The 21,508-nt window shown below is 46.7% G+C and carries 16 protein-coding genes and 1 CRISPR repeat array; of the genes, 9 read left to right on the top strand and 7 right to left on the bottom strand.

Features of this window, described 5'->3' with window-relative positions; all coding sequences use genetic code 11:
- The first annotated feature begins 42 nt into the window (after nucleotides 1-42).
- Nucleotides 43-1,959 carry a tRNA uridine-5-carboxymethylaminomethyl(34) synthesis enzyme MnmG gene (mnmG, locus tag VNK96_09805; protein ID HWP31999.1) on the top strand — a complete coding sequence of 639 codons (1,917 nt, stop codon included), beginning with the start codon at nucleotides 43-45 and terminating at the stop codon, nucleotides 1,957-1,959.
- Nucleotides 1,960-2,159: 200 nt separating this feature from the next.
- Here the strand turns inward: mnmG and VNK96_09810 are convergent, their stop codons facing one another.
- A complete protein-coding gene (locus VNK96_09810) occupies nucleotides 2,160-3,215 on the bottom strand; it encodes a transglutaminase domain-containing protein (protein ID HWP32000.1) in 1,056 nt (351 codons plus the stop codon).
- 198 nt (nucleotides 3,216-3,413) lie between these two features.
- On the opposite strand from VNK96_09810, the gene VNK96_09815 reads away from it, so the two are divergent.
- The 4 genes from VNK96_09815 (at nucleotide 3,414) to cas4 (ending at nucleotide 8,038) form a co-directional block, all read left to right on the top strand.
- Nucleotides 3,414-5,906 carry a hypothetical protein gene (locus tag VNK96_09815; GenBank protein HWP32001.1) on the top strand — a complete coding sequence of 831 codons (2,493 nt, stop codon included), beginning with the start codon at nucleotides 3,414-3,416 and terminating at the stop codon, nucleotides 5,904-5,906.
- 190 nt (nucleotides 5,907-6,096) lie between these two features.
- Nucleotides 6,097-7,206, top strand: coding sequence for a CRISPR-associated endonuclease Cas1 (gene cas1 / locus VNK96_09820; GenBank protein ID HWP32002.1), 1,110 nt, complete (start codon nucleotides 6,097-6,099; stop codon nucleotides 7,204-7,206).
- A gap of 2 nt (nucleotides 7,207-7,208) precedes the next feature.
- Nucleotides 7,209-7,451: a CRISPR-associated endonuclease Cas2 gene (cas2, locus tag VNK96_09825; GenBank protein HWP32003.1), complete on the top strand. Its 243-nt coding sequence runs from the start codon at nucleotides 7,209-7,211 to the stop codon at nucleotides 7,449-7,451.
- Nucleotides 7,451-8,038, top strand: coding sequence for a CRISPR-associated protein Cas4 (gene cas4, locus VNK96_09830; GenBank protein HWP32004.1), 588 nt, complete (start codon nucleotides 7,451-7,453; stop codon nucleotides 8,036-8,038). Before cas2 ends, cas4 begins: the two co-directional genes overlap by 1 nt.
- 321 nt (nucleotides 8,039-8,359) lie before the next feature.
- Nucleotides 8,360-11,523: direct repeats of the CRISPR family, unit length 37 nt; unit sequence GTCGCAACGCTAAAATGACATTGTAAAGGAATGAAAG.
- A 112-nt stretch (nucleotides 11,524-11,635) separates the two neighbouring features.
- On the opposite strand, the gene VNK96_09835 is transcribed toward cas4, so the two are convergent.
- The 6 genes from VNK96_09835 to purM form a co-directional block, all read right to left on the bottom strand.
- Nucleotides 11,636-12,778, bottom strand: coding sequence for a hypothetical protein (locus VNK96_09835; GenBank protein HWP32005.1), 1,143 nt, complete (start codon nucleotides 12,776-12,778; stop codon nucleotides 11,636-11,638).
- A 321-nt stretch (nucleotides 12,779-13,099) separates the two neighbouring features.
- Entirely contained in the window at nucleotides 13,100-14,758 is a 1,659-nt protein-coding gene (locus VNK96_09840; GenBank protein HWP32006.1) for an Ig-like domain-containing protein, read from the bottom strand.
- Nucleotides 14,759-14,852: 94 nt separating this feature from the next.
- The gene (locus VNK96_09845) at nucleotides 14,853-15,191 is read right to left on the bottom strand and encodes a P-II family nitrogen regulator (GenBank protein HWP32007.1); all 339 of its coding nucleotides are present in this window, start codon (nucleotides 15,189-15,191) and stop codon (nucleotides 14,853-14,855) included.
- Nucleotides 15,192-15,218: 27 nt separating this feature from the next.
- Nucleotides 15,219-16,058 (bottom strand): hypothetical protein, encoded by an 840-nt coding sequence (locus VNK96_09850; GenBank protein ID HWP32008.1) that lies wholly within the window; start codon nucleotides 16,056-16,058, stop codon nucleotides 15,219-15,221.
- A 163-nt stretch (nucleotides 16,059-16,221) separates the two neighbouring features.
- On the bottom strand, nucleotides 16,222-16,989 hold the full coding sequence (locus VNK96_09855) for an enoyl-ACP reductase (protein HWP32009.1): 768 nt from the start codon (nucleotides 16,987-16,989) through the stop codon (nucleotides 16,222-16,224).
- Nucleotides 16,990-17,070: 81 nt separating this feature from the next.
- On the bottom strand, nucleotides 17,071-18,126 hold the full coding sequence (gene purM, locus VNK96_09860) for a phosphoribosylformylglycinamidine cyclo-ligase (protein ID HWP32010.1): 1,056 nt from the start codon (nucleotides 18,124-18,126) through the stop codon (nucleotides 17,071-17,073).
- A 97-nt stretch (nucleotides 18,127-18,223) separates the two neighbouring features.
- Here purM and VNK96_09865 point away from each other — a divergent pair, with 97 nt between their 5' ends.
- The 4 genes from VNK96_09865 to VNK96_09880 all read left to right on the top strand — a co-directional run bounded on the left by VNK96_09865 (nucleotide 18,224) and on the right by VNK96_09880 (nucleotide 21,507).
- Nucleotides 18,224-18,769, top strand: coding sequence for a hypothetical protein (locus VNK96_09865; GenBank protein ID HWP32011.1), 546 nt, complete (start codon nucleotides 18,224-18,226; stop codon nucleotides 18,767-18,769).
- A gap of 37 nt (nucleotides 18,770-18,806) precedes the next feature.
- Nucleotides 18,807-20,339 carry an amidophosphoribosyltransferase gene (gene purF / locus VNK96_09870; GenBank protein HWP32012.1) on the top strand — a complete coding sequence of 511 codons (1,533 nt, stop codon included), beginning with the start codon at nucleotides 18,807-18,809 and terminating at the stop codon, nucleotides 20,337-20,339.
- Nucleotides 20,340-20,344: 5 nt separating this feature from the next.
- Nucleotides 20,345-20,611: a ferredoxin gene (locus tag VNK96_09875; GenBank protein ID HWP32013.1), complete on the top strand. Its 267-nt coding sequence runs from the start codon at nucleotides 20,345-20,347 to the stop codon at nucleotides 20,609-20,611.
- Between the two features lie 161 nt (nucleotides 20,612-20,772).
- The gene (locus VNK96_09880) at nucleotides 20,773-21,507 is read left to right on the top strand and encodes a YebC/PmpR family DNA-binding transcriptional regulator (GenBank protein HWP32014.1); all 735 of its coding nucleotides are present in this window, start codon (nucleotides 20,773-20,775) and stop codon (nucleotides 21,505-21,507) included.
- Nucleotide 21,508 lies beyond the last annotated feature (1 nt).

A 21,508-nucleotide genomic window follows, 5' to 3' on the forward strand; every position in this document is an offset into this window, starting at 1 on the left:
AAACTAAATTTATCTTATTTCGGTAAACTTACATTTTCCTCTATGACGCGTTACGATGTCATCGTGATTGGCGCGGGGCATGCGGGAATCGAAGCAGCCCTCGCTTGCGCTCGCATGGGTGTGAAAACCGCATGCGTTACCCTGCGCTTAGACCGAATCGGTCATATGCCCTGCAATTGCTCTATCGGCGGCTCGGCGAAGGGCACTTTGGCGCGGGAGGTGGACGCACTCGGAGGACAAATGGGCGTAACTACGGATTACGCGCTCACCCACATTCGAGTGGTAGGGACAGGGAAAGGTCCTGCGGTGCAGACGCTTCGGGCGCATGCATGCAAAGCGCTTTATCCGCAAATCATGCGGAAAGTAATTGAGGAACAAAAAAATCTTACCCTCATACAGGACGAAGCGCAAACGGTGCTGACGGATGGAGGTCGCGTCGTAGGTGTCCGTCTTTCAGGGGGGGGTGAAGTCGAAGCCAACGCAGTCGTACTCACGACCGGTACATTTTTGAATGGGTTATGTCATGAAGGTCATCGCAAAACTCGTGCGGCGCGTTATGGTGACCAGGCAGTCGTAGGTCTCAGCGAATTCTTGAAATCTATCGGAGTTCGTGTGAAACGATTCAAAACGGGAACGACGCCCCGCATTCGCTTGGGAAGCATTGATTTTTCACGCGTGAATATTCAGCCATGCGAACCGGATGCCAGTCCTTTCAGTTTTTTGCACGACAAAGTGATGCCGCTCAAAGAAATGTACGACTGCTACGAAACGCGCACGAACGAGCACACTCGCGATGTGATTTTAGAAAATTTGCATCTCAGTGCAGTTTACGGTAAGCAAATCGAAGGGATAGGTCCGAGATATTGTCCGAGCATCGAAGACAAAATCGTGCGTTTCCCCGATAAGGAATCCCATCCTGTATTTTTAGAAATCGAGGAGTGGGACGGGGAATCGGTTTACGTTCAAGGAACGAGCACGAGTTTTCCTGCAGAAGTACAGATGGCATTTTTGAAAACGATTCCGGGTTTGGAAAACGTCGAAATGCTGCGTCCAGGTTATGCTGTGGAATACGACATGGCAGACCCACTGCAACTTCGCCCCACCTTAGAAAGCAAGCTATGCAAAGGTTTGTTTTTAGCAGGACAAATCAATGGAACGAGCGGTTACGAAGAAGCCGCAGCGCAAGGAATCGTCGCAGGAATCAATGCCGCGCGATTCGCGAAGAACGAACCGGAAGTGATTTTCACGCGCGATAGTTCTTTCATCGGTGTTTTGATTGATGATTTGGTGACGAAAGGCGTGGACGACCCTTACCGAATGCTTACGGCGAGAAGCGAATATCGCTTGCAAATTCGTCACGATAACGCGGACGAAAGATTGACCCCCATCGGCAGAGAAGTCGGGCTGGTGGACGACGAACGTTGGAAAAGATTTTGCGAAAAACAACGCCTCATTCACTCGAAGAAGTTTCTCATCGAATCTATCGCTTTCAGTGTGCGCGACGAAAACTTGTTCGAATCGTTCGGCTTCCCCCCCGTGAAAACGAAGACGACAGGATTCGAATTGCTGAAGCGTCCTAACATGCGTTATCGGGATGTCATTAAGTTGTCTGAAGTAGCCGGCTATCTTCCCACGGATAACGGCAATGGATATTCGGAACCGGCGAGTCGTTTAGAACTCGAAGCGGAAGAACAAGTCGAACTCTATGCGAAATACGAAGGCTTTTTGAAACGGCAAACAGACCAAATCGAGCAGTTGCGGCGTTTGGAATCTTTGCGAATTCCTCTCGATTTCGACTTCGATTCGGTGAAGGGATTGAGTTATGAATCGCGAGAGAAGTTTTCACGCGTTCGACCTGAAACGATCGCGCAGGCATCGAGAATCCCTGGAATTCGACCTACGGACATCGCTATCTTGATTGCGCATGTAAGAAAGTTGCAAAAGATAGGAGCGCCGTAAGGCCGATATAAATATAGACGAGATGTAGGAGCGCCGTAAGGCGCGATAAAAGAAATCTGCGGATGCTTTATAAGCATCTACTCACATATAAGTAGGAGCGCCGTAAGGCGCGATAAAAGAAATCTTTGCGGATGCTTTATAAGCATCTACTCGCATGCAAGTAGGAGCGCCGTAAGGCGCGATAAAGGATTCCTATATAATCAGTGTTTTCCGTTCGATAGTATCTTATACGATAGTTCCCAAGATGCCTTCACGGATTTTCCATCCGCTTCCGCATAAGGATAAATGAAATAATTCAATGGCGCGTTCTTCTGGGGGGGTTCGAGGATGATGTCTCTTCCTTTCGAAAAAGCGACTGCGGTTCTTTCCAAAACCAAATCACCGAAGAGTTTTTCCGCGATATCCGCCTTCTTCGCATCGAGCCATCGCCTCGAATCCGAAGCGTCGAGAGGAATCCATCCTTTTCCGGAAATGTAAAACCACGTCCAGCAGTGATAACCTGCGATTTTTCCTTCGGTGGGGATAGTGTCGGAAAAAGGAATCCCGACAATCGGAAATCCGTATTCCAAAAATGCAGGAATGCCAACGCTTCGCGCGAGAGAAATCAAATAACTATGCAAGTCGGAGCAGTTTCCTTTTCGGTAATCGCAGACGAAAGCCACATCGCCCTCTCCCAAACGCGGAGACTCCTTGTTATAGTCGTATTGCATCGTAGCGACCGTGTTGTCGAATATTGCGCGCATTTTCTCCATGGGGTCGGTTTTGTCTTTAATAATTTCTTGCGCGAGCGAAAGGAAACGCCCCCCCACGGGAACTCTCGAATCAGCTTTCAAATATCCTTCGGGGTGGACACCGTTATGGTTCTCGGAAGAGTTCTCAGGCTTGAACCGCTCGATGGTGAATGTTACGACGCTCGAAAAGGATTTCTTCGGATTTTCGATACGGAAATAAACCATGCGGTTTCCGTGTTTTTTCTCTTGCGTAATCCGATAAGGTTGGGAGGAATCCACCTTGAGCCCTGTAATTTTCTGCATGGCGGTGTCCGAGGGAATCGGCAGCCAGACGTCCAAGACGTTTATGCCTGCAGGAATTTCAGAAACCTCGGCGGTATAAGAAAACTGGGTCTTCAATATGCGGGGGCTCCGCTCGGGTGGCTTTTTACCTGTAGCGGCGGGTCGCAACAACCCAGGCACGAGCGAACCTAGCGCTGCCAGGGATAATACAGTAATGGCTTTTCCGATAGTGTTTCTTTTCATTCATATCTCCTTTTGTGAGGGGACATACATCCGTCTCTTGGCTTCAGGAAAGCTGTTTTTACCCTATAAAGTACGTCTCTTTGCGAATCCGGGGTTCGCTATGTTGTGGTTTAAGTTAAACTAAAGAGGGCTCTAAGGTCTTCCCTTGGGGGAAGTTCTGGAAAAGAATACACCTAAAATTTCCGAGAGGTCAGAGAAATGACAAGGAATGAGCGATTACGTGAAGTGGCACAAAAAAGACTCGAACGCCTCGATAAAAAGGCTGAACATATTCGTAACCATCTCGAGAAAAAACCTGAAGACTTACAAGCGTGGCATTATCTGTTGCATAGAGTATTGGTGCAGTATAACGACATCAAACGTAATCTAGAAGAGGACGAAGAGTGGGTTCCAAAACCCAAAAAGGTGAAGGAGAAGCGAAAAATTGAACTCCCTTTTATTCCTGAACCATTAAAACGAATGGGTCCGCAGCCAGGACCGCAAACTCACATCATCAAAGAGCCACAACCTTTGCCTCCGGAACGTGATAAAGGTTTAGAGAGAGGAACAGGTCGCGATTGGTGTTGTGCTGCGTTCGTTGAATTAGAGATTCCGTTAGGAAAAGAAGATAAAATATTCGGGAAACTCGAAAAGATAAGCAACAAGCATGACGAGGAAATAGTCCGCAAGTGGGCAATAGATAAATTCGGTTCTATTAAAAATGCGAAAGAAAGTTTAAAACTACAAGCCACTCTTCCTGAAAATGCAGCCGTGTGGCGTGCGCTTATAAAGCGTTCGAAATCGGGAAGTAAATTCGATAGCATTTCCGATGATGATTTACTTGCGGACAAAAGCGCGCGAAATATCGCACGGAAATGGCATGAAGTTGAATGGGTGAAAGCGACAGCAGATGAAATAAAACAAACAGCACCTAAAGGTGTTGCAAAAGATCACCTCGAAGGAAGACTTAAAGCGCATTTATCGAGTTTTCATGCTGCTGCTAATCGTGGCAAACATACTAATCCGCAATTTCCATATTTGGCAGAAGACGATGCTGATGTGCCGGATTTGAACGCTGCGCTCGAAGAATGGTTCGGTCTGCCATTGGAGGAGCGTTTCAAATCGCATCCTGACGACCCTAAAAAGAGAGGGTATTTGACTCTATTACAACAAGACCTCGGAAGGCTCAAAAGACTAAAACATTGGCGAGCAACGGAAAAAGGACAGCCATGGGCTGGCAGAACTTACTATAAAGCGATCACGAGCAGACGACGAGAAGGAGCGCTATTGTGGGATAAACAAGAGAACAGATTCGTATTCGCAATCCCCGTCGATGGGGAACCTAGAATAGACGAAGAAAGATACGTTTATACTGATGGAAAATCTCTGCACTCGGATAACCAACTGACGGAAAAGTCTTGTCTAATCTTGCCGCTAAAACCGAAACACGACTTTTTACGATGGTACGAAAAGCACGTAGAAAATCATAACCCGAATGCACCGTTGCATCGCCGATGCGCGAATTTCTGTACGCAATATGTTTTGATTCCCTCTGAAGGAAAGAGACCCGCTCAAATCTTTATACGACCGGTGTTCAAATTCCTTGACGAAAACGATATCGAGGTAGTAGATACCCATAGCTTTTATAAGAAACCCCAGTGTCGTTATCTAATAGGTATAGACAGAGGGATTAACTATCCGTACAGAGCCGTAGTTTTCGACACAGAATCGAATACGGTAGTAGCCGACGTGTTCATCCGTGGCGGAAAAGATGAGTGGAAACGATTGCGAGATGCTCTCGCTTATCACCAAAGTCGGAGAGATACTTTGCGGAACGCAGGGGGTTCGCCTACTGCGATTGAACGAGAAATTAAGCAAATAAGAAGATTGAGAAGAAAAGAAAGAGGGCTAAACAAAATAAAAACCGTAGAATCCATTGCAAACTTGGTCTCTTGGACGGAAAGAGAACTTGGCGCAGGGGAGTATTGTTTTGTAATCGAAGACTTAAGAGATATGAATTTGAAAAGGAACAATAGGGTCAAATATCTGGCTGCTATTCACGATGCACTTTTCAATCAAATGAGAAAACACGGGTATAAATTCACGGAAAGAAAAAACAATCCGAATGTTGTAGATGGACTTCGAGAAGAATGGGCATATGCCACGAGTCAGATTTCGCCATCAGGTTGGTATGCATCGAAAGAAATCGTAGAGAGCATGTTAGCGAAAGACAAAACGCAATATATAGGAAGAAAAATAGGTTTTCACTTCTGTTGCGAACCAGATGAACGAGGCTTGTACCACAAAGTGAAGTATGCCCCACCGTCGAGCGGTGGAAGGAAACCGGTTCCATGGGTGAAAGGAACGGAAAGAGATTCTAAAGGGCAACGATGGAGACTCTTTGGACAAGAACTCTTTTGGGACCCCACGGTAAAACATTTTGCAGATGTTGACTTCCCTCATGGAATTGTTTTAGACGCTGATTTCGTGGGGGCTTTCAACATAGCATTGCGTCCTGTTATAAAAGACGGTAAAGGTAAAGGTTTTGGAAAAAGAGAAGTCGTCGAAGCGCACCAAAAACTGAACCCCACCGTAAAGTTCGATTGTGAAGTCACTGCTTACGAGTTCGTGGAAGTAGACGGAGACCCCCGTGGAGCTTTGAGAAAAGTTTCTTTACGCCCAAAAAATGAGAATTTTCGTGGTATAATATAAGTCCTTACCTCGGGTGCGGTCGGTTCCTGGTCCGATGGTCTATATGACGAACGTGAACAGCACCACCCGAAAGGGTTCCGCACGACAACCCTCTTTCAGGGGGTAAGGTCTTTACAAAGTCATTTTAGCGATGGAGGCTCCTCGATCTCGGGGAGCCTCTAAACCAAATCGAGTAGAGAAAGGGGAAGAAATGAGATTCGAGCTCGTCGAAGAGCCAGGAAGCATCGTTTATAAGCACTCAGAACGGTTAATACTTTGCCGCCCTAAAAACCCTGCTCGACATGAAGCGTCCCTTGAAGAACAACTCGAAGCATCACTACGGCTCATAAAGAATAAAAAACGTGCAACCCTTAGAAACCCCTATCCCCGTTCCGACAAGATTCACGTTCCTGTCCTTCACCTCGACCATCTCCTTTTGGGAGAACACGGAATAACCGTCTCCTCTGATGCGATAGCCTTATGCTGTGAAAGGGGCGTTGACCTCACGATTGTCAATAAACGTGGAATACCAATCGGGAAATTCTTTGCTCCTGCTTTGCATGGTACATGTCGTACTCGCCGTGCCCAAATCTCAGCATATTCTAAGCCATCGGGACAATCCTTTGCAATATCAGTGGTTATTGGTAAACTGAAAAATCAAATGCTAAATTTGAAGTACTTTACGAAAAGCCGAGTCCAGAAGAAGGAATTAGTGAAATGTTCAAAAGAGGCCTCGCTCCGAATACAAACTATATGTGACTCGATAAGCGCATTAGGAGTTTTCAAAGACATGGAATCTTGTCGTGAAGCTGTGATGAGTATGGAGGCTGCCGCTGCTCGCGAATATTGGTTTGTATTGAGCATTATCTTCGGGAAAGAAACTTTTCCAGAGAGGGAACAACGAGGCACGAAAAATCCAGTAAATGCGGCATTGAATTATGCGTATGGCGTTTTAGCAGCGGAGATTTGGCGAGCAACGATTCTTGCAGGATTAGAACCTTACGCAGGATTTCTTCATGCAGACCGTCCAGGAAGGTTGAGCTTTGTGCTCGATTTAATGGAAGAGTTTAGACCGATATTCGATAGAATAGTTTTCTCGTTGATTTCAAAAAAATGGAAAATCGAACTCGATGATCATCATTGGCTTACTATAGATTGCAAGCGTAGACTTTTGGATACCATAGCTGAAAAAATGGACAAAAAAGAACTTTACAAAGATAAACAACACTCTCTAAGGAATATCATGCAACTCCAGGCGCGCTCCGCTGCTATGCATTTCCTCGGTAAGGAAACTTATAAACCTTTTGTTCAAGGATGGTAGCAATGAAATGGATAGTAGTGTATGATATCGAAGACGACCAAATCCGAAGTAAAATTAGTGATTATTGTCTCGATAAAGGATTAGAGCGAATTCAATACAGTTGCTTTCTCGGAGATATGACGCGAGCATTAGCGAAAGAACTCGCAAGCAAATGTAAGAAAAAACTCGGTGATAATCCAGGAAAAATACGGTTAGTACCTATTTGTGAGAAAGACCTCTCCGGACAAATTTCCATAGAGGTTTAATGCAGTTCGACGACTGGGTGAACATTTCTGAATTACGACAATGGCTCTATTGCCCTCGCGTTGTATGGCATCAAAGAGTTTTAGGATGCCAAAGACCAACGACAGCCTCGATGGAGGATGGAAAATCTCTTGAGGAAGAACGCAGGTCAAGGGAGAAAAGGCGCAGCGAAATCGTTGGAATACCCGGGCGGAAATTCTACAATGTCTATCTTTTTTCTAAAACATTGAAACTCGTTGGTGTATGCGATATGGTGCTTGAATTATGGCAGGATAACACCAATCGTATAATTCCTATCGAATGGAAAGCGACCTCTGAGAAATTAGATTCGCGACATAGAGTGCAACTCGCAGGTTATGGCATGCTTTTGCGAGAGGCAGAAGGACAATGCGATTTTGGTTTGTTGGTTTCTCTTCCTTCCATGCGAGTAGAAAGCGTCATATTCGATGCAAAGATATGTAGGAAGGTGCTTAGACTACGTGATCAAATCATTAAGGCTTTAAGAGAGGCAACCATGCCAGAACCGACCCCCAATAGGGCAAAATGCATGTCTTGCGAATTCAAACGCTTTTGCAACGATATCTGGTAGTTTTCGAAGATTGATTTCTTGGATAGGATATGCGGTCAATCTTCGAAAACTACCTAAGTTTGTACTTATGCTTCTTGTTTCCTCAAGGCTTTTTTTGACAGTTGGCTTTTGGGAAAGTCCTTTCCTTCGAGATTTTAGGTTCGTTAAAGTGGGATTTTTCGAAGATCGAGCCCCTTTTCGTGGCATCTGACAATCTTCGAAATACCTTTTTTTGGCTCAAAATGCCACCCATTCCCTAAAAAAGGCGAATTTGGAGGCATTATAGAGGGTAAAATGGCAAAAAGAGGCCTTTCAACCACTTTGCGGACGACAATGTGAACGGTCGCAACGCTAAAATGACATTGTAAAGGAATGAAAGGAATTAAAACAATCGGAACCGGAGTCAGAACCTTATAAGTCGCAACGCTAAAATGACATTGTAAAGGAATGAAAGTGTGCGAGCCAGCCCGATTTCGTGTCGAGACCTTCGGGTCGCAACGCTAAAATGACATTGTAAAGGAATGAAAGTTATAGTCGACGCTGGCGATTTTGGTGGGAGGAGGAGCGGGTGTCGCAACGCTAAAATGACATTGTAAAGGAATGAAAGGCCTATTCGAGGCGAACCCTCCTCACGATGTGCATTGCCTGTCGCAACGCTAAAATGACATTGTAAAGGAATGAAAGCTTCTATGCCGAATGGTCGGCATAGCTGATTCTCATGATTCGTCGCAACGCTAAAATGACATTGTAAAGGAATGAAAGCTCCGAAGACCCGTTCTGCCCCCTTGTCTCTTACGGCTTTGTCGCAACGCTAAAATGACATTGTAAAGGAATGAAAGTGAGGGTTAAATCCATAGAAGGGGCTATAGGCAGAAAATCTAGTCGCAACGCTAAAATGACATTGTAAAGGAATGAAAGGGAAGGAGTAGAAAGATGACGAAAATAAGAGTATACAGTCGCAACGCTAAAATGACATTGTAAAGGAATGAAAGGCAATCTCCATCCAGTCCCTCTCAACCCACCGACTTCCTTCGTCGCAACGCTAAAATGACATTGTAAAGGAATGAAAGCGAAGCTATCCGCAAGTGCGTGGGAAGGATGAGTGACGTCGCAACGCTAAAATGACATTGTAAAGGAATGAAAGATCCCATAAGGAGCGAGAACGCCGCGCTCAATTCCGGTCGCAACGCTAAAATGACATTGTAAAGGAATGAAAGACACCGGGAATGCGTCCCGTATCTTCTCATTGCGGTCGCAACGCTAAAATGACATTGTAAAGGAATGAAAGTCATCTTGACCCTGTTGCTGCTTTCAATGCTGCTTATGGTCGCAACGCTAAAATGACATTGTAAAGGAATGAAAGTGCAGAAGCAGATGACGATGATAGCTGCATCGACGGAGGGTCGCAACGCTAAAATGACATTGTAAAGGAATGAAAGCGATGATCATGATGGCGAGCCCGAGAGCGGCGAAATCGTCGCAACGCTAAAATGACATTGTAAAGGAATGAAAGAGTTATTGCTATAATTCGTCTTTAGAATCGTGAAGCCGAACGTCGCAACGCTAAAATGACATTGTAAAGGAATGAAAGTGCGGGAAACGAAGCACTTCGTCTAAAAGTTCTTCGTTCGTCGCAACGCTAAAATGACATTGTAAAGGAATGAAAGTTGAACACCTGCACGAGCGACCGCGGAGGATACTCGCGTCGCAACGCTAAAATGACATTGTAAAGGAATGAAAGACGACTGGTGAGTGTAATCCGAACCCACGGTGTCGGCAGAAAGTCGCAACGCTAAAATGACATTGTAAAGGAATGAAAGCACTTCTTCGCAAGACTTTTTTCTTCATCTATTGCTGCTGTCGCAACGCTAAAATGACATTGTAAAGGAATGAAAGTGAAAAATACTCGGTGGAGCGTAAGGCTCCGAAGGAGTAGAAAGAGTCGCAACGCTAAAATGACATTGTAAAGGAATGAAAGGGAATAAACTACCGACCGTCTATCCTTCCCCCCGAAAGTCGCAACGCTAAAATGACATTGTAAAGGAATGAAAGCAAAACGATAGAAGAGCTCAGAGAGGCATGTGACAAGCTAGTCGCAACGCTAAAATGACATTGTAAAGGAATGAAAGTTAGCTTGCGCATCTCCGGCATTGCGTATCGGATGAGTGCGAGTCGCAACGCTAAAATGACATTGTAAAGGAATGAAAGCCGTCATCCCGCCGGAGTTCGTGGGGATCACCTTTGTCGCAACGCTAAAATGACATTGTAAAGGAATGAAAGCATAGAAGGGCCTCTACCGTGAATAGCAAGAATGAGAGTCGCAACGCTAAAATGACATTGTAAAGGAATGAAAGAGCGGGGAACGAGAAGCGAGCGGACTCGAACGAATGATGTCGCAACGCTAAAATGACATTGTAAAGGAATGAAAGCTTCAGGGTCGGGGTCAAAAAAATGTGGTAGGGGGAGACGTCGCAACGCTAAAATGACATTGTAAAGGAATGAAAGATGTCCTTGAATTTCTGTGCTATATCATATAAGGTCATTTTCCATGTCGCAACGCTAAAATGACATTGTAAAGGAATGAAAGAAGTCCAAAAGTATCCAACGAAAGAAGCCTTTTTGAAATGTCGCAACGCTAAAATGACATTGTAAAGGAATGAAAGTCCTTTGGGCAAATAATTTCCATCTCCAAATTTGGAGTGTCGCAACGCTAAAATGACATTGTAAAGGAATGAAAGCGATAAATGGGTCAAGGAACATCCCTCGAATGGAAAAAGAGATTGTCGCAACGCTAAAATGACATTGTAAAGGAATGAAAGAATACTTCTTTTTCATGAAGCCCTGCAACAAGATTCCGTCGCAACGCTAAAATGACATTGTAAAGGAATGAAAGAAAGCGTCTTGAAAAAGCGATGAAAAGACAAAAGAAAGCGTCGCAACGCTAAAATGACATTGTAAAGGAATGAAAGTTGACAAGGGTTCACGGTACTACATGTAGACAAGACGGTAGTCGCAACGCTAAAATGACATTGTAAAGGAATGAAAGCTGTCAAGGGTTCAAGGGTACCTATACCTAAAGTGAGAGAGTCGCAACGCTAAAATGACATTGTAAAGGAATGAAAGAGAGGCATACCTGCTTCGGCAAAAAGCATGGGGAATACAAGTCGCAACGCTAAAATGACATTGTAAAGGAATGAAAGATGTCCTTGAATTTCTGTGCTATATCATATAAGGTCATTTTCCATGTCGCAACGCTAAAATGACATTGTAAAGGAATGAAAGATTCCTCAAACATCGCCATCCTTGTTTTTGCTCCTGGTCGCAACGCTAAAATGACATTGTAAAGGAATGAAAGAAGTCCAAAAGTATCCAACGAAAGAAGCCTTTTTGAAATGTCGCAACGCTAAAATGACATTGTAAAGGAATGAAAGCCAGTTCAGCGCCTCCACGTTTAGCAGAACGAACGCCTGTCGCAACGCTAAAATGACATTGTGGCTAAAATTCAACATTTCATGGCGGACCGAAAGTGGTCCTTGAAGACAAAAGATGGCGTAGGGGAATCCTACGCCATAGCAGTTAGGACATTCTATCGTTATCTTTTCCGCTCGATTACCCAACCTATTTTCTGGGAGGTTTATTCGGAACGACTGTACGCAACAAAAACCCCTCATTACGACCTGTCGTCGCGTTGTAGCCATACCCGACAATGTAGCGTCCGTCGGCAGAGGCTGAGGAGGCTAGATTGAGCACTGACCCGTCAGAAAGAAGATTTGCGTACGTCACATTCAGGTCCTCCATTCCGCCCACCGTTGTCCAACGGAAGGCATGAGCAGTAGTATTCCCGGCGAGCCACGCCCTACCAACCACGACAGAGCCGTCAGCAGAAACGCCATGTGCTTCGCTATGAGAGCAACCTAAGGTGCCCAAGTCCTGCATCCCACTCCCAGGCGTCCAAATAAAGGCGTGAAAAAAACTATCTCCAGGAAGGAATGCATAACCGACTACGACAGAGCCATCGGCAGAAACTTTATACGCAACACTGTGCGAGCCGCCCAAGGTGCCCAAATCTTGCATGCCGCCCCCAGGCGTCCAAAGAAAAGCGTGAGTATTGCTGTTGCTGGGAGTGTACGAAGCGCCGACTATGACAGATCCATCTGAAGATACGCCTAATGCTTGGCTGGTGAGGCCGCCCAAGGTACCCAAGTCCTGCATCCCGCCTGAGGGCGTCCAACGAAAAGCGTGCCAGGTATTGGAGTCGCCTGCTATGTAGGATAAACCGACGACCACAGAGCCGTCGGCAGAAACGTCATAGGCAAAACTGTAATCGCCGCCCAGCGTGCCCAAGTCTTGCATCCCGGACACCGACGTCCAACGAAAGGCGTGAGCGCTACCGCTAGCGGTAGTTGACCCACCAACTATGACATTGCCATCATTAGATACACCATACGCATTGCTATAATCGCCACCCAGCGTCCCCAAGTCCACCATCCCTCCCATCGACGTCCAACGAAAGGCATGAGTAATGACATTGTCGTAAGGTGTGGTTGAGTCGCCGACTACGACTGAGCCTTTGGGGGAAACATCTTTCGCTGAGCTATATGCGTTGCCTAACGTACCCAAATCCTGCATCCCGGCTGACGACGTCCAACGAAAGGCGTGTGTAGCACCAGTGGCAGTGTACGACTCGCCAACCACGACCGGGTCAGAAGAAACGCCCCATGCATCGCTGAAAGAACCGCCAAGCGTACCCAGCCAGGTCAACTTCTGTGCATTGCCACTCATCCACGTGCCAAGCTCAATGCCTAGCACCAAAAGCGCTTTTATGGAGAAATGTTTCATGATCTTCTTCATCATTCTTCTCCTTTTCTGAGCATTTCGTATGCGATTCGTAACTTAGTTAATTTGTAACACAAAAAATGTAAAATTTTTCTTTCATTTTTTGTCTTTTTTACGAGCCTTGTAAGACGTAGGTTTTCTGACCACTCCGAGGGGATCTCCCTGCTTTGCAAGGGAAACATAGAAAAATGGACGATCTTATTTAATCTTCTGCGTGCTGAAGTCCTATGAACGAGGAAGAGATTCTTATTTCGGTGCGATCAATGTAGGAATCCTACCGTTGCGGAAGGTATAAATCCAGGCTTCTTCTTTCGAGGGTATCGCGCGACCTTTCAGTACCACGAAATCCAGTTCGCCTGCTTTATCTACGGCTTTTTGCGCCTCGACGGATCTTTTGTTCAAATCGAGAGCGGCGCTGTATGTGAACCATGTCCAGGGGTATTGCCCCCCCGCTCGCGTGGCGGCTTCCGCGTAACGCAATGCCTCTTCGTTCTTATTTAAAAACATATTCATGATGGCGAGGCCATTGAGTGCTTCCGCTGCGTCGGGTTTCGCTTCCAGAGCGACTTCCATATAAACTCGCGCTTGTTCGAGCAATATTTCTTTATCTTTCGGGTCTACACCTTTTGCCAAAGCACTGGCGAGCGCTTCATAACCGCGCTGAATATACGCATCGAAAAGCAAGGGATTTTGCATGACTGTTTTCTTGAAGTTCTCCCGTGACTCTGCATAATTCCCGTTGTAATATTGCAACACGGATAGATAGAAATATACTTCTGGGTCGGTAATGTTCTTTCGCAGCATGTCATTAATCTGACTGCTGATGGCGTTCAAATCTCCTTTTCTCACCGCCAAATATGCTGCCGCAGTCGTGACGATAGGCGATTCTGTTCCCGCTAAGATCGCATTTCGAATCGCTTCCGAGGCTTTGTCGTAATTACGATAATATGCATAACCCGCAGCGAGCAAAGCATAAGTTACTTCGTCCGGAGTGCCGCGAGTTTCTATCGCTTTGAGAACATCCCAAGCCTCTTTCATGCGACCCGAACGCATCTCTACGAAGACCAAACGATTGCCAATCGCGTTATCTGGTTTGATGTCGTTCCACTTTTCCCTCAAAAGTCTTCGCGCGGCACTGTATTCGTTGTTCGCGATGTATAAATCCACTATCGCGAGGCGGTTTTCATCCGTGAGTTTTCCGAGCGCCTTCAATCGCAGTTCATTCGCTTTGCGTTTATAAATCACTGCGTTTTTCAAACTCGTCGCAATCGTTTTGAGCGCATCGCCTTTTTCGCCGCTTATCGAAATCGTACGAAAGGCTCTTTCGACATGAATTCCGCTTAGAAGTTCCGCTGTGTCTACACTCTCTTCGGAAAGGTATGCGTCTTCCGCCCATTTTTCTGCTTCATCCAAAATGCCTTTGCCCAGAAATGCACGTGCCATCGTAATTTTTGCAGGAACGTAATTCTCGTCTGCTTTCAGTGCGATGCGACAAGCACGAATCGCCTCGTCGAATTTGGATGCTTGTAAGAACTTTATTGCGTTGTCCGTATGATATTTCGCGCCTTTTCCGACTTCATTGTCCACCAATAAGTTGAGTTTGAGTCGTTTACTCTCACCGTTCGCTGCAAATGCGGCGATTTCGAGAGTAAGTGGACCTTCTTTTTCCAACACCGTGTCAATCGTAAAGGTATACGGAGTGCTCGTATCGGTGCTACGAAGTTCGTCATTGACATAAAACTCGACTTGGTTGATTGGGGAATCCGAAACAACGGTAACGCGAATTTCGACGACTCCCGTGAGTTTGTCGCCATTCTTTACAGAGGAGTTAATCTTGATGTCTGCAAAAGCAGTTGCGGCGAGAAAAGCCGCAAAAAGAGAGCAAAGAAGTTTAGGGGTTTTCATGTCTATTTCTCGTTTCCAATTTTATTCGAAGAGGTGAAAATATTGCCCGCTTCGGGACTGAAGATTCGACGCTTACACCCGGCAAAAGGGTTCATTAGAGAGCCTGCTCGCCGCGCTCCCCCGTTCTGACCCGGACTGCGTCCAGTTCTCGGAGAACGACGATTTTCCCGTCCCCAGAGCGTCCTGTATGCGCGGTACGCAGAATCGTCTCGACCGCGGTTTCCCGCATAGAATCCGGCACGACCGCTTCGAGTTTTATTCTCGCCGGAAGCGAAACTACATAGGATTCGCCCAGGAACCATTCTGTGGGCTCAGGCGAACTTCCGCAACCTCGAGCATCCGTAACGGTCAAACCAGTCACCCCTTTTTCAGCGAGGGCGGTTTTCACTTCTTCTAATTTATGCGGGCGGATATAGGCGATGATTCGAAACACAGAAAGAGTATGCCTCGGATTAAAAAATTATGCATCCAAAATCTGTTCGGGTTCGCATTGGAGTTTCGTGGATTTGGGTAAGTCGCGTTTGCGAATGACGCCGACGAGTTCCGTGGAGACGATTTTCACTTTCTCCGAAGCGCATTTTTCTTCGATCCAGGAAAAGATTGCGTCGAAACTCATTTCGTCTGGTTTCGTGAGGTTCATGGAAACTTGGCTCATTCCTCGTGAAGGCAGAGGGAAACCTAACGCACGCACACCGATAAATCGTGGGTCGGTTTCTCGCAATGTGCGAATTTCTTTCGCGATGTTTTTGGCGAATGTCGCGTCCGGTTGGTCGAGATTCACGTTAGCGGCAATGAGCCAATCGCGCAAACCCATGACTGTAGCCCCCCATTGTGGATGCGCATAATCGGGCCCGCAATCGGAAGGAAGTTTCTTTCCTTGTAATCCTTCGAATTCTCCTTTGCGTAGGGAAGGTAAATCTTGCGCGTGCCCCCCCTTAGCGCTTTTTTCGTACAGAAAGACCGGAATAGAATATCGCCCGGCGAACTCTTTACAGAGTTTTTCGATCAGTTGATTCGCTTCGTTTTCAGAGCCATCGCCGAGAAGAACGAAAGGGCAAACGTCCAACGCGCCCATACGAGGGTGAACACCATGATGTTTGCGCAAATCTATATGCACCAGAAGGGAGTGCGCGAGAGTGAGAACCCCTTGGATAACGATTTCTGCATTTCCTGAAAAAGCCGTGACCGTGCGGGCATGGTCAGGGTCGCCTTTCGCATAGTGCCATTGCAGAGGGAGCGATTTACATTCTTCGACGGCGATTCTCACGGCGTCTTTCGGACCGATAGACCAGTTCGCCACGCAAAGAAAGTTCACTAAGATAGAATTATAACGGATGGGAAATGAAATTTCGTAGGTTTACGTTCCGAATCGAAAAATTTCGGCAAGAAAAGTGCGAATAATAACATGGGTTTGAAACGCATCCCCCCCTTTTGTACTGGATTCGGAGAATTTCAAAGAATTTCTAAAGTCCCATGAAGTGATAGCCGCTATCTACGTAAATCACTTGACCCGTTACCCCTCTGCTCAAATCGCTCATGAGATAGACGGCAGTCGAAGCCACTTCTTTTTGTTCTGCCGGTCGTTTCAGAGGCGCTTTTTCCACCAAAACAGGTTGCATTTGTGCGAAACCTTTGATGCCTCTTGCCGAAACCGTGCTTATCGGACCGGGAGAAATCGCATTTACGCGTATTCCTCGCCCCCCCATTTCGTAAGCCAAATGGCGTGTGATTGCCTCCAAAGCAGCCTTTGCCACCCCCATGACGTTGTAAAACGGGATAACGCGTTGACTGCCTAAATAGGTCATCGTAAGGAGGCTGGCATTGTCGTGCAAAAGTTCCTCCAATCCCTTCGTCATGGCAAGAAAAGAATAGGCGGAGGTTTCGAGAGCGATGCGAAATCCCTCTCGGCTCGTGTCCAAAAAACGGCCTGCGAGTTCTTCGCGTAAAGCGTAAGCGACGGAATGCACGGTAAAATCGAGCCCCCCCAATCTTTCTCTCAACTCTTCTCGCATCGATTCGATTTGCGCATCGTCGTTCAAATCCGCTATGACGGTGGGATACGGTTCTTGATTTTCGAAAAGTCGCTGGGCACTTTCTTTCATTCTTTCGTTTTGCACTCCGATTGCCACTTCGGCACCGTGTTCTCTCGCAGCCTGCGCAATCGCCCAGGCGATGCTGAATTGATTCGCAACTCCGAATACGAGCCCTTTTTTCCCTTCGAGCAACTTCATAAAGTCTTGAGAGTATACCAGAAAGTGCTTTTACTGCGAGGTGTCCGACTGTTTTTATATACAGGGCGAATGATAAAGATATTAAACGATATTTACCCCGCGCAGTCCTTTCGTAATTTCTCCGATTACGTAAGCGCTTTCGCCCGCATCGTTCAAGCGCTGTACGACGGCACTCGCCGTTTCACTCGCGCAGATTAATACCATTCCGATGCCCATATTGAATGTTTTGAACATCTCTTCTATGGTTATTTCTCCGTCCGATTGAATCATCTCGAAAATCGGAGGGACAGTCCACGAGCGTCGCTCGATGACCGCTCTTGCGTCTTTGGGAAGCACGCGTGGGATATTCCCTTGGAATCCCCCCCCTGTGATATGGGCGACCGCCTTGATTAAACCTTCTTCTTGCAAAATGGGATAAACCGAACTGAAATAGCACCTATGCGGGCGAAGAAGTTCTTCTCCTAAAGTCCGTCCTAATTCTGGAATCACATCTGTTACCGCTCTTCCTTTTTTCTCGAAAAGTGCGCAGCGTGCTAAAGAATAGCCGTTCGTGTGAAGACCATCGCTCGCAATTCCGATGATTAAATCGCCGTTGAAAATATTTTCCCTCGGATAGATTTTGTTTTTGTCTACCACTCCAACAATTGCTCCTACGATGTCGAATTCGCCTTCGCAGTACACACTCGGCATTTCCGCGAGTTCCCCCCCCAAAAGTGCGCACTCCACTTCACGACACGCCTCTGCCATCCCCTGCACGATTTCCACCACTTGCTCCGCTGATAATTTCGAACTCGCATAGTAATCCAAGAAAAACAAGGGTTTTGCACCCACGCAAAGAATATCGTTCACGCAATGGCTGACGATATCTCGACCCAAACCCCGGAAATAGCCCACCATAGCGGCTATTTTCGTTTTCGTCCCGATGCCATCTATACTGCTTGCGAGAACAGGAGTTTCGAACCCTGTAAAAATGCCAGAAAACATCCCTCCGAATGACCCTACATCGCTCAACACCTGCGGTGTATATGTGCTTCGGACGGCATCTTGGAATCCTCGTATCGCGCGCTCCGCCTCCCTTATGTCTACACCCGCGCTTTCGTAGGTCAAGGGTTTATCGGTAGAAGATTTATCCGACATTTCTAAGGGGTTTTACCCTCTTTGAAACCAAATAAATCTTTAGAACGTTCCGGGCTATCCTTTCAGTCGTCTTATAAGTGAACTATAGAAGAGCGAAATGACATTGAATCTATTGATTTTAGTACTTGTTTTCACAACCTCGAGTTTTTCGAGTATTCAGAATTGGACTTGGAAACGCTACGCATTCGGGAGTCCATCGCTAAGTATCGAACTGCCCACTCCCTCCGAGAAAACGAATCTCAAACTTTCGGAAGATATGAGTGCGAAAGTAAAAACCATAGAAACCTATCAGGTTTCATCATCGGGCTTATTCGTAATGATGTCTTTTTTAGAATATAAAGAAGGTGTGGTGACGGATGCAAAAAAAGCGGCGCAAGGTGCTATGGCGAATGTCCGGGCACAAGCGGGCTTGACGGATTTCACGGTGGAATACAAGGAACTGTCGATTTCAGGAAAACGAGCGGTTCAAGTGAAGGCAAGATATCGCAAAGGGACGACCCCTATGGGGTTTTCGGGTGTTTATATCGTCGAAGGTCAGAAACTTTGGCAGGTCAACCTGGGTTATGCGACTTCAGACCTAAAAGCCCAAGAGGCATCAGAAAGAATTCTTCGTTCTATTCGATTTATTCCCTCGAAATCCTGAAAGCAGAAGCCTTTACGAAGTAAAATAATAAAGTATCGTGGTTCCTCTTTCCGTCCTTTACCCTGAGGATGATAGACCTAAGGAAGAGTGCGGGATTTTCGGTGTTTATGCACCTAACCTCGAAGCAGCGCGTTTAACCTTCTTCGGTCTTTTTTCTTTGCAGCATCGTGGACAGGAATCTTGCGGGATTGCCGTCTCCGATGGCAGACGAGTTCGCATGCATAAAGACATGGGGCTCGTGAGCCAAGTTTTCAACGAAGAAATTCTCAAAACTCTTCCCGGGCACATGGCTATAGGTCACACGCGCTATTCGACGACGGGTTCGAGTGTCGTAAGGAATGCTCAACCGATTCTCAGTCGCACGGTTTATACCGGTGATTTGGCAGTTGCTCACAACGGAAATTTGATTAATGCCAAAGAACTGCGTGAAGAACTGGAAGCGAAAGGCGAAAAATTCAACACCACGAACGATAGCGAAGTTATCGCGAAACTTTTAGCGCGAGAAACCGAAACGGATTTCGCTAAAGCCATAGCTAATGTGATGGCTCGCTTGCAAGGTGCATATAGCGTTGCCGTTCTCACGATAGACAGAATCGCGGCATTCCGAGATCCATACGGAGTACGCCCTTTGGTTTTAGGCGAGTTGGAAGGGGGGGGATATTGTGTGGCGAGCGAGACCTGCGCGTTTAATCCCGTAAAGGCAAAACTTTTACGTGAAATTCGTCCTGGAGAAATCGCTGTTGTGGATGCGAATGGTCCTCGAATCGTTCAAGGTCTTCCGATCGTTCGTCCTGCGCTTTGTATGTTCGAGTTCATCTACTTTGCTCGACCCGACAGCGTCATGTACGATACACGCCTTTATGTTGCACGGGAACGAATGGGAGAACAACTTGCGCGAGAGCATCCTGTGGAAGCAGACCTCGTCATACCCGTCCCCGATACGGGTTACCCTGGTGCTATCGGTTACAGTCGTGTGAGCGGGATTCCATTCGGAGAGGGACTGATCAAGAGCCGCTATATCCACAGGACGTTTATTCAGCCGGACCAGCGGATGCGCGAGATGGGGGTTCGCATGAAACTCCATCCTTTAGATGAAGCAATTCGTGGAAAAAGACTGGTTTTGGTAGACGATTCCATCGTTCGCGCGACGACGACGAAGCAAATCGTGCGGATGCTCTTCGAAAGCGGTGCGAAGGAAGTGCATGTGAGGATAACAGCCCCCCCTATCAAGTTTCCTTGCTACTACGGAATCGACATGGCATCGCGCGGAGAACTCGCCGCCGCGAAGTGGACCGAAGAAGAAATCAGAGAACGAATTGGTGCCACCTCTTTGGGATATCTGAGCATTGACGGGGTCGTAAAGGCTGTGGGGCGGAAAAAGAATCGTTTTTGTCTCGCTTGCTTCAATGGAGATTATCCGATTCCTGTTCCGGAAGAAGTGCGAAAAGACGTTTTCGAACGACCGAAAGTCGGGGCATTCGCAACGGTTACCACGAAGCAGACGTCGCTCCCCTTCGATGAAATAGAAGCGGAAGACGGGGAAGTTTCGGTTGTCAAACAAACGTCCTGAATGGAATGAACGAGGATATTCAAATTCGTAAAATCGGAAACCTTACGATACGCATCAATAGGAGCGTATGCATCGGTAGTGCGAATTGCGTGAAGGTCGCTCCGGAGGTTTTCGAATTGGACGAAAAAAATCTCTGTACTTTCGTGAACGAACCGGAAGCGATAGACGAAGAAAGACTGCTCGAGGCATGTGACGTTTGCCCCGTAGATGCCCTCGAGGCGAAAGACGAATCTGGCACGCTGCTCGTTCCGAAAAAAGCGACTCTATCTTAAATTCTTAGTAGCAGTAATTGCGGTTTCGCGACTAAATAAAGAGTTTCTGAAAAATCAGATCTCACGTTCGGCAAAAGTCTGCGTTTAATGCTGTTCTTATTCTTTTCTGCCTTTTCCTTATTTATTTTTCTGATCGAAAAAAGATAAAATTAATACGATTTATGGCTGGTCATTCTAAATGGGCGAACATTAGGATTCGCAAATCGAAACAGGATGCGCTTCGAGGCATTCTGTTTACTAAATTGGCGCGTGAAATCACCGTTGCAGCGAAATTGGGTGGTCCCGACCCCGAAGCGAATCCACGCCTTCGCGTCGCTATTGCTAAAGCGCGCCAAAACAGAATGCCGAAGGAATCCATCGAGCGCGCCATCGAAAAAGCCACGAAAGGCGGGGAAGGAGCGAACTTAGAAGAAGCATGGTACGAAGGGAAAGGTCCGGGCGGAGTAGCAATCCTCGTCAAAGTCCTCACGGATAATAAAAATCGCACCCTTCCCGAATTGCGCCATGCGTTTACAAAGGGGGGGGGAAGTTTGGTGCCGAACGGCTCGGTGAGTTGGCAATTCAAACAGCAAGGGGAAATCATGGTGCCTGTTCAAAGCGCTGACGAAGAAGCGCTTACGCTCGCGGCTTTGGAGGCTGGCGCGGAAGACGTCATTAAGGATAATGGCTACTACACGATTATCACACCGGTAGAGGCATTTCATAAAGTTCGAGACGCTTTGGAAAAGCAAAACTACGAAATCGAATCCGCCGATTTGGCAATGAATCCGATTCAAAAAGTCGAGTTAAGTCGTGAGGATGCGCAAAAAGTGCTACGTCTTTTAGAGAGTTTAGAGGAACTGGAAGACGTACAAGATACCTATACCAATGCCGAATTGCCGGACGATTTAGAATAAA

This window comes from Fimbriimonadales bacterium (genome assembly GCA_035559795.1).
GTDB lineage: Bacteria > Armatimonadota > Fimbriimonadia > Fimbriimonadales > ATM1 > DATMAR01.